The organism is Sphingopyxis sp. (assembly GCF_016463645.1).
Classification (GTDB): domain Bacteria; phylum Pseudomonadota; class Alphaproteobacteria; order Sphingomonadales; family Sphingomonadaceae; genus Sphingopyxis.
On record NZ_JAEMQX010000179.1, the window covers coordinates 1 to 5,694 of the forward strand.

Annotated in this window: 5 protein-coding genes; 3 read left to right on the forward strand and 2 right to left on the reverse strand. The window is 64.9% G+C overall.

Going from position 1 to position 5,694, the window contains the following annotated elements; all coding sequences use genetic code 11:
* Positions 1-78: 78 nt before the first annotated feature.
* Genes JHC57_RS20630 through JHC57_RS20640 form a run of 3 tightly spaced genes read left to right on the forward strand, consistent with a single transcriptional unit; the run spans position 79 to position 4,179 of the window.
* On the forward strand, positions 79-747 hold the full coding sequence (locus JHC57_RS20630) for a sigma-70 family RNA polymerase sigma factor (protein WP_366928555.1): 669 nt from the start codon (positions 79-81) through the stop codon (positions 745-747).
* Entirely contained in the window at positions 737-1,669 is a 933-nt protein-coding gene (locus tag JHC57_RS20635) for a FecR domain-containing protein (RefSeq protein WP_294032463.1), read from the forward strand. Before JHC57_RS20630 ends, JHC57_RS20635 begins: the two co-directional genes overlap by 11 nt.
* A 2-nt stretch (positions 1,670-1,671) precedes the next feature.
* Positions 1,672-4,179, forward strand: coding sequence for a TonB-dependent receptor (locus JHC57_RS20640; RefSeq protein ID WP_294032464.1), 2,508 nt, complete (start codon positions 1,672-1,674; stop codon positions 4,177-4,179).
* A 24-nt stretch (positions 4,180-4,203) separates the two neighbouring features.
* On the opposite strand, the gene JHC57_RS20645 is transcribed toward JHC57_RS20640, so the two are convergent.
* Both JHC57_RS20645 and JHC57_RS20650 read right to left on the reverse strand, forming a co-directional pair.
* Positions 4,204-5,343 (reverse strand): acyl-CoA dehydrogenase family protein, encoded by a 1,140-nt coding sequence (locus tag JHC57_RS20645; protein WP_294032465.1) that lies wholly within the window; start codon positions 5,341-5,343, stop codon positions 4,204-4,206.
* A 96-nt stretch (positions 5,344-5,439) separates the two neighbouring features.
* Positions 5,440-5,694 (reverse strand): acyl-CoA dehydrogenase family protein (locus JHC57_RS20650; RefSeq protein ID WP_294032466.1); only part of this gene is annotated, 255 nt, incomplete at its 5' end.

A 5,694-nucleotide genomic window follows, 5' to 3' on the forward strand; every position in this document is an offset into this window, starting at 1 on the left:
TTTCTGCCTAGGCAAGGGGGAAGCGTAACCCCTACCCACGCTTCCCCCTTGCCTAGGCAGAAACGAACGAAGAAACAGATGTTTGCACAGTCCACCCTCTCTTTCCAGGCGCTGCAGTTGCACGTCGCTGCGTGGACGCTATATGACGGCGTCATCAGGGGGACGTATGGCGCAGGGCGAAGCGGCGCTTACCGGCAGAAGATGGCGTTCCAAAGCAAGCAATTCATGACAGAGTCGCGAGATCGATCGGGCGCCGTCCAGGGCATCGAAGGCGTGTTGCTTGCCAACCGCGACCGGATCGTGCGCTTTCTGGAGGTTCGTGGCGCGGGCGACGGCGCCGAGGACCTGTTCCAGGATCTGTGGATGCGGCTGACCGACAGGCCGACCGGGCCGATTTCCGATCCGCTGCCCTATGTCATGCGTGCGGCGAACAATCTGATGCTCGATCGGTATCGCTCGGCACGCCAGCGCGAGTTGCGCGACAAGGCGTGGGGCGAGGCCGCCGCGGCGAAGAGCCCCTCCACCGAGACTATGCTGATCTCGCGCGAGCAGCTTGCACTCGTCGAAACTGCCATCGCGGCCACCGGCGAGCGCCCGGCACGCATCTTTCGCCGGTTTCGTGTCGATGGCATTCATCAGCGCCAGATCGCGTCTGAACTGGGGGTCAGCCTGAGCACTGTGGAAGCCGATCTGCGCAAGGTTTACGCGGCACTCGCCGCGCTGAGGAGGCAGTTCGATGCAAGCTGATCGGACGAACGCCGAAGCGCGCGCAATCGACTGGCTGATCCGCCAGCGCGATCCCGATTTCATCGACTGGGACGGCTTTGCCGACTGGCTGGCCGAAGACCCGGACCATGTCGCCGTCTATGACGCGATCGCAAGTCTGGACCATGACCTCGACGCCCTGCCCGCGGCACAGGCGTCCTCGATCATCATCGTGCCAGAAACAGCGCGGCGCCCATCGCGGCGTGCCTGGTTCGGCGGCGCGATGGCAGCGGCGTTGGTCGGCGCGGTCACCCTGTCAGGCCTGAACCTGTTCGGCGGCGATAACCGGATCAAGACCATCGCCGGCGAGCAGCGCACGGTCGAGCTTGCCGACGGCTCGAAGATCGAAATCAACGGCGCCTCGGAGATCGAGATCGACCCCGGCCGACCCCGCTTCGCCCGGCTGGAATCGGGCGAGGCGATGTTCCATATCGTGCACCGCGAAGATGCTCCGTTCGTCGTCGAGACAGGCGACGCGAAGATTGTCGACCTCGGTACCGCCTTCAACGTCATCCGCCGCGACCGCCAGACATCGGTGGCGGTGTCGGAAGGCATCGTGCTCTATAACCCCGACAGCGACAATGTGCGCCTCGTCGCGGGCAAGGGCATCCAAGCCAGCGATGGCGACAGCAAGCCGCCGGCCGTGCAGGACGTCGATGTGGCGAACGTCGGCGGCTGGCGCAGCGGACTGCTCGTGTACAATGGCACGCCGCTTCCCGTCGTTGCCGAGGATCTGAAGCGCACCGCCGGCATGCAGGTGAGTATTGCGCCCGAGGCGGCCGAACTGTCCTTCCGCGGCGCGCTGATCGTCGACAAGAACCGGGACCGCACCATCGCCGACCTCGCCGCACTGTCGGGGACGAAGGCCGAGCGGCAGGGCGATGGCTGGATATTGACCCGCTGACGATGCCTTCGCGCCTTTGCCTTGCTGCAGCATCCATTGCGCTGTGCCTGCCTGCGCAGGCGCTGGCGACGGAGGAGCGCGCGTTCGACGTCCCCAAAGGCAGCCTGTCGACCGCGCTGCCGCTCATCAGTCGCCAGGCCGGTGTCAGCATCAGCGTCGTCGATGCAAGACTGTGGCAGGCTCGCGTCAAGCCCGTGCGCGGGCGGATGAGCATCGAAAAGGCGATCCAGCGCATGCTCGACGGGTCGGATGCGCGCGCGGTGCGGGTCAGCGCAACAAGCTGGCGCATCGAACGGCGCCCGGCACCGATCCGCGTTGCGAGGGCCGTGGCATCGCCGCGGCAGGTCCCGCAACCGCGTGCCCGCGAACCGTCGAACGATATGGTCGCGGCGCCGCACGACGAAATCATCGTCACGGCGTCGAAGACCGACCTTCCCCTCTCGCATTTCGCCGGCGTCGTCACCAAATTGGATGGCGGCGATTTGGCGTTCGGGGGCGAACGCGGAATGGACTCGATCCTCTCGCGCACCGCGACCGTCTCCTCGACCCATCTCGGCTCCGGGCGCAACAAGCTGTTCATTCGCGGCATCGCCGATTCGAGCTTCACCGGGCCGACCCAGTCGACCGTCGGGCAATATCTCGGCGATATTCGTCTCAGCTACAACGCTCCCGACCCCGACCTGCGTCTCTACGACATCGACAATGTCGAGATTCTCGAGGGCCCACAGGGCACGCTCTACGGCGCCGGTTCGCTTGGCGGCATCATCCGCGTCGTGCCCAAGGCTCCCGATCCGCGCGAGATGAGCGTGCAGGCGATCGCTGGCCTGTCGATCACCCAGCATGGCGCCCCCGGCGGCGACATCGCCGCGATTGCGAACCTGCCTGTCGGCGACGATGGCCATGCCCTGCGCCTCGTCGGCTATATGCTCACCGACGGCGGCTATATCGACAATCCGCTTCGCGGGCAGAACGATGTCAACCGCGTCCATGTGCGCGGCGGGCGCGGCACCTTCCGCATCGAGGCCGGCGACGACTGGACGGTCGATTTCGGCGGCATCTATCAGGCGATCACCTCCGACGACGCGCAATATGCCGACAAGGACGGCCCGCCGCTCACGCGCGCCTCGATGGTCGAACAGAATGCGACCGCGCGCTACGGCATGGGTACGATCGTCGTAATGAAAGACTGGGGCGACCTCTATTTCCAGTCCTCGAACGCCTTCATCGATCACCGCCTGTTCGAGCGCTTCGATGCCAGCCTGCCGGAAGCCCGGCAAGCAGCCGATATTTCAAACGGAGGCGTCCCCGCGCCGCCCTCAGTTGGAACAGTCGATGTCGCCCGCCTGTTCGCGCCCGCCCAGATCATCCCCCTCAACGACGTCCCGCGCGTGCTCGACCAGCATAACGCGACGCGGATGTTCGTCAGCGAGAACCGGCTGTCGCGACCCTATCGTGACGGGCTCGGCTGGGTCGTCGGCGCTAGCTTCATCGACAATCGCGCGCGGCAGAACCGCGAATATGCCTATGGACCGCTCCAGGCGATCCTTCCCGGCGTCACCAACCGCATCACCGAGTTCACCGGCTATGCCGAGGCGACGGTCGAAGTGCTGCCCGACCTCATAGCCTCGGGCGGCCTTCGCCTGTCGCACGCCCGGCTGGGCGGCGAGGCCGAGGGTGTGTCGTTCGCGCTTGCGCAGGCGAACCGCGCGACCACAGCCTCGCGTGACGAGACCGACCTCCTGCCTTCCTTCGCGCTCCTCGCGACGCCGCTGCACAATGTCCGGCTCTATGCGCGCTATCAGGAAGGCTTCCGGCCCGGCGGCCTGGCGGTCGATGGCAATTTCGTTCGCCGCTTCCTCAACGATCAGGTTCGCACGTGGGAGGCCGGCATGCGCTTCGGCGACAAGGGGCAGAGCCTGCTCGACGCCAGCATCTCGATCTCGCACAGCCGCTGGCGCAATATCCAGGCCGATTTCATTGACAGCGCGGGCTTCCCGACCACCGCCAATATCGGCGACGGCCGCATCACCAGCCTGTCGGGCGCGGTCGCGATGCGGCCGACCGATGCACTGACCTTCGAACTCGGCGCGGTCTACAACCACAGCCGGGTCGATGACCTGTCACCACAGATCCTGCCGGTGTTCGACGCTGCCCCCGCGCGCCTCGGCCGCATCCCTAATGTCGCGAGCCATGCGGTGCGGGGATCCGTCAACTACGCCACCGTGATCGGCGACGAGGATTTTCGCGTGAACGGCTGGGCCAACTATATCGGTCCGTCGCGGCTCGGGATCGGACCGGTACTCGGAGAAAGCCAGGGCGATTATGTCGACACCGGGCTTGCGATGCGCGTCGGCAACGACCGCCGCGGCCTGTCGCTGACGCTCACCAACCTGTTCGATTCGCGGGGCAACCGCTTTTCGCTCGGGACCCCCTTCGTCGAAGGCAATGAGGGTTTCCTTACCCCGCTGCGCCCGCGCACGCTCCGGGTGGCGATCGACGTCGCCTATTGAGGCGACGCCGACGGCATTTCCAAATCAGTCCGCGAGCGCGATCCGTTCATAGCGGTCCATATGATGATCGACGCTACCGAACTGGCCCTCGATCATCGTCGCGCGCTTGAAATAATGGCCGATCGCCAGCTCCTGCGTGATGCCGATACCGCCGTGCGTCTGAATCGCATTCTGCCCGACGAAATTGGCGCCGCGGCCGACCTTCGCCTTTGCGGCTGACACCGCGGCCATGCGTTCGTTCGCGGGCAGGCCCAGCTTCAGCGTTCCCATGATCGTCATCGAGCGCGCCTGCTCGACCTCCATGAACATGTCGACCATGCGGTGCTGGAGTACTTGGAACTTCGCGATCGGAACACCGAACTGCTTGCGTTGCTGCGTATATTCCAGCGTGCCTTCGTGCAGTTTCTGCATCACGCCGGTCGCCTCCGCGCACGCCGCTACGGTCGCTTCGTCGACGATCTGGTCGATCAGCGGCAGACCGGTGCCTTCGCCGCCAAGCAAGGCGTCGCCGGGGATTGCGACATTTTCGAAATAGATCTCCGACGCGCGGTTGCCGTCGACGGTCGGATAGTCGCGGCGGACGATGCCCGGGAGATTTGCGTCGATCAGGAACAGCGACACACCGTCGCGATCGCGCTGGTTGCCGCCGGTGCGTGCGGTGACCAGAAGATGCGTCGCCCACGGCGCGGCATGAACAACGCCTTTGTGGCCGCTCAATACATAACCCGCGCCATCCCTTTTCGCGGTGGTGCGCAAGTTCGCGAGATCATAGCGGCCCTGCGGTTCGGCGTAGGCAAAGGCGATGATCGCATTGCCCCCGATGATCTCGGGGATCATCGCATCGGCCTGTGCACCGCCAACCGCCTTGAGCGCGCCGCCCGCGATGACCACGGTCGGAAGATAGGGCTCGATCCCGATGACTTTGCCGAATTCCTCCATCACGATCGCATTTTCGAGCGCGCCGCCGCCAAGGCCGCCCTGCTCTTCGGCGAACGATGCGCCAAGCATGCCGAGTTCCTGCGCAAGCGCGGTCCAGATGGCGGGGTCGCGCCCGCTGTCCGAATTGATGAACTTCTGGCGCGTTTCGAAATCATAGGTGTCGCCGAGGAAGCGGGCGAGCGTGTCGCGGATCATGTCCTGCGTTTCGGTGTAGGTGAAATCCATTCTTCTTTTCCCTAATTTCACCGTCACCCCGGCGAAGGCCGGGGTCTCAAGGTCGATGCGTTGAGATTCCGGCCTGCGCCGGAATGACGTCCAATGTCAGAGGCCGAGCACCATCTTCGCGATGATGTTGCGCTGAATCTCGTTCGACCCGCCATAGATCGTCGTCTTGCGCATGTTGAAATAGGTCGGCGCGGCGCGATGGGCATAGTCCGGCCCGATCGGATGCTCGTTGTCGCCTTCCCCGAAGCCGCGGAAATAGGGCGCGCCATAATGGCCCACGGCCTCGAGCGTCAGTTCGGTCAACCGCTGCTGGATTTCGCTGCCCTTGATCTTGAGCAGGCTCGATTCCGG

Excerpts from the sequence above, each read along its gene's own strand:
- JHC57_RS20630 (WP_366928555.1), top strand. The coding sequence starts at position 79 with ATGTTTGCACAGTCCACCCTCTCTTTCCAGGCGCTGCAGTTGCACGTC.
- JHC57_RS20635 (WP_294032463.1), top strand. The coding sequence starts at position 737 with ATGCAAGCTGATCGGACGAACGCCGAAGCGCGCGCAATCGACTGGCTG.
- JHC57_RS20640 (WP_294032464.1), top strand. The coding sequence starts at position 1,672 with ATGCCTTCGCGCCTTTGCCTTGCTGCAGCATCCATTGCGCTGTGCCTG.
- JHC57_RS20645 (WP_294032465.1), bottom strand. The coding sequence starts at position 5,343 with ATGGATTTCACCTACACCGAAACGCAGGACATGATCCGCGACACGCTC.